Annotated in this window: 1 protein-coding gene; it reads right to left on the bottom strand. The window is 69.9% G+C overall.

The window, feature by feature from the left end; genetic code table 11:
- A partial coding sequence (locus tag FGQ61_RS09555) for an IS110 family RNA-guided transposase (RefSeq protein ID WP_138375374.1) occupies nucleotides 1-1,029 on the bottom strand: 1,029 nt, incomplete at its 3' end.
- Between the last annotated feature and the right edge of the window lie 132 nt (nucleotides 1,030-1,161).

The following is a 1,161-nucleotide window of genomic DNA, read 5'->3' as shown; positions in this document are numbered from 1 at the left end:
GCCGCGGGCGAGCATCTCCTCGCGCCGCCGCAGGAGCCGCTCGGACCCCTTCCTCCCGTGCATCCTTATCTCGAGGGGCACGCCCGTGTCCCTCGGCATGAGCTTCGGCTGGTGCCGTGCCGCGGCGTAGCACCATGAACCCTCAACGGCCAGCTTCCTCACGAGCGCGTTGCCCGCACCGCTGATGCCTCCGAGCCGCACGGAGTCGCCACTCGACCTCTGACTCGGCGCGAGGCCGAAATAGGCCGTGACCTGCCTTCCGGAACGGAACCTCGCGAAGTCGCCGACCTCGGCCGAGAAGGCTGCGGCCAGCGCGAAGGCGCAGCCCTTGATCGACTGGAGGGCGGCCACCTCCGCGGCGATCGGGCTGGCATCCACGGCGGCCCTGTACTCGGAGAGCAGGTCCGCCCGGGCCTCCGCCGCGGCCTCGACCTCGTTCCTCAGGGCGGCGAGCGTCCGAACCCCGCCATCGTCCTCCGGCCTGACCTTGTCGAGCCACCTCAGGAAGTCGTAGGTCCAGTACTTCCTCGGGTTGCCGGCGGGCGTGGTGCCGCCGTAGACGAACCCCCGCTTTGCGAGGAAGGCGAGCAGCCGCTGCTTGGCGGTCGCCAGGCGCGCGGTCGCCCCGTCGTAGGCGCCGGCGAGGTCCCTGATGCCTTCGACCTCGGGGGAGGGGACCCATACGGGGGAGATGTCGTGGGCGAGTATCGCCTTGGCCATCCTGGCGGCGTCGTTCCTGTCGTTCTTGGAGGCCGAGTCGGCGGCCGACCTGGGGATCTTCGAGACCGCGGCGACGACGCACTCGACGCCGAGCCCGGCGAGCTCCCTTTGCGGGGCGAAGCCGAGGTAGCCGCTCTCGTAGGCCGCGAGCGACGGCCCGGGGAACCCATCCATCCACCCGGCGATCTCGCCCCAGGGGTTGCCGGGGAACCTCCTCGTCACGGCCTCGCCGGTGTCCGCGTCGAGGGCGCAGACGGTGGTCGACCTCAGGTGGACGTCCATCCCGAACGCGGTAGAATACTTTGGCATGGGAGCCTCCCAACCTCGTTGCGGCGCGGCTGCGCCTATGGCACTTCAACATCATTGTCGCAGCCCCGACCCGCGGCCACGAGCGGGGGCTCCTATCTTTTTAGTGCCCTCGGATTGGGTCATAGTGTCTGT

The sequence above is a fragment of the Collinsella aerofaciens genome, assembly GCF_005844325.1.
Taxonomy (GTDB): Bacteria; Actinomycetota; Coriobacteriia; order Coriobacteriales; family Coriobacteriaceae; genus Collinsella; species Collinsella aerofaciens_G.
Note: the sequence above shows the minus strand (reverse complement) of the source record. Positions and strands in the feature narration are given on the sequence as shown.